This is a genomic window from uncultured Serinicoccus sp. (assembly GCF_947500995.1).
In the GTDB taxonomy this organism is placed as follows: Bacteria; Actinomycetota; Actinomycetes; order Actinomycetales; family Dermatophilaceae; genus Ornithinicoccus.
The window spans coordinates 1-1,437 of the sequence record NZ_CANMUA010000022.1 but is presented as its reverse complement, the minus strand read 5'-3'; the positions used below and the strand labels follow the sequence as shown (position 1 = coordinate 1,437).

Annotated in this window: 1 rRNA gene; it reads right to left on the bottom strand. The window is 56.9% G+C overall.

Annotated elements, in window-relative coordinates:
• Positions 1-1,437, bottom strand: a 23S ribosomal RNA gene (locus tag Q0967_RS17245); the annotation flags it as partial.

Here is a 1,437-nt window from a genome sequence, read left to right as displayed (position 1 = left end):
AGGGTGATGGAAACCTCATCTCGAAGTGTGCTTCCCGCTTAGATGCTTTCAGCGGTTATCACGTCCGAACGTAGCTAATCAGCGGTGCCCTTGGCAGGACAACTGACACACCAGTGGTTCGTCCATCCCGGTCCTCTCGTACTAGGGACAGCTCTCCTCAAGTTTCCTACGCGCGCAGCGGATAGGGACCGAACTGTCTCACGACGTTCTAAACCCAGCTCGCGTACCGCTTTAATGGGCGAACAGCCCAACCCTTGGGACCGACTCCAGCCCCAGGATGCGACGAGCCGACATCGAGGTGCCAAACCATGCCGTCGATATGAGCTCTTGGGCAGGATCAGCCTGTTATCCCCGGGGTACCTTTTATCCGTTGAGCGACGGCGCTTCCACAAGCCACCGTCGGGTCACTAGTCCCGACTTTCGTCTCTGCTCGACATGTCTGTCTCACAGTCAAGCTCCCTTGTGCACTTACACTCGACACCTGATTGCCAACCAGGCTGAGGGAACCTTTGGGCGCCTCCGTTACTTTTTAGGAGGCAACCGCCCCAGTTAAACTACCCACCAGGCACTGTCCCTGGTCCGGATCACGGACCGAGGTTAGATATCCAGAACGACCAGAGTGGTATTTCAACGTTGACTCCACAACCACTGGCGTGGCTGCTTCACAGTCTCCCACCTATCCTACACAAGCCGTACCGAACACCAATACCAAGCTATAGTAAAGGTCCCGGGGTCTTTCCGTCCTGCTGCGCGTAACGAGCATCTTTACTCGTAGTGCAATTTCGCCGAGTTCGCGGTTGAGACAGTGGAGAAGTCGTTACGCCATTCGTGCAGGTCGGAACTTACCCGACAAGGAATTTCGCTACCTTAGGATGGTTATAGTTACCACCGCCGTTTACTGGCGCTTAAGTTCAGAGCTTCACCCACAAAGTGGGTTAACCCGTCCCCTTAACGTTCCAGCACCGGGCAGGCGTCAGTCCGTATACATCGTCTTGCGACTTCGCACGGACCTGTGTTTTTAGTAAACAGTCGCTTCTCCCTGGTCTCTGCGGCCTTCAGCGCTAACCCGCAAGGGGTTTCACGCGTCCGGCCCCCCTTCTCCCGAAGTTACGGGGGCATTTTGCCGAATTCCTTAACCACGATTCACTCGATCGCCTCGGTATTCTCTACCTCACCACCTGAGTCGGTTTGGGGTACGGGCGGCTCGAACCTCGCTAGGAACTTTTCTTGGCAGCATAGGATCACCCTGCTTCCCGCATACGCGGTCACGATCAAGCCTCGGGCACTGATGGGGCGGATTTACCACTCCCCGGCCCTGCGCTCTTCGACGTGGACAACCATCGCCACGCGGAGGCTACCTTCCTGCGTCCTTCCATCGCTTACCTACTACCAGCTCGGGTCACGCGTTCCACCACCCGACCACCGACCCGAAGGTCG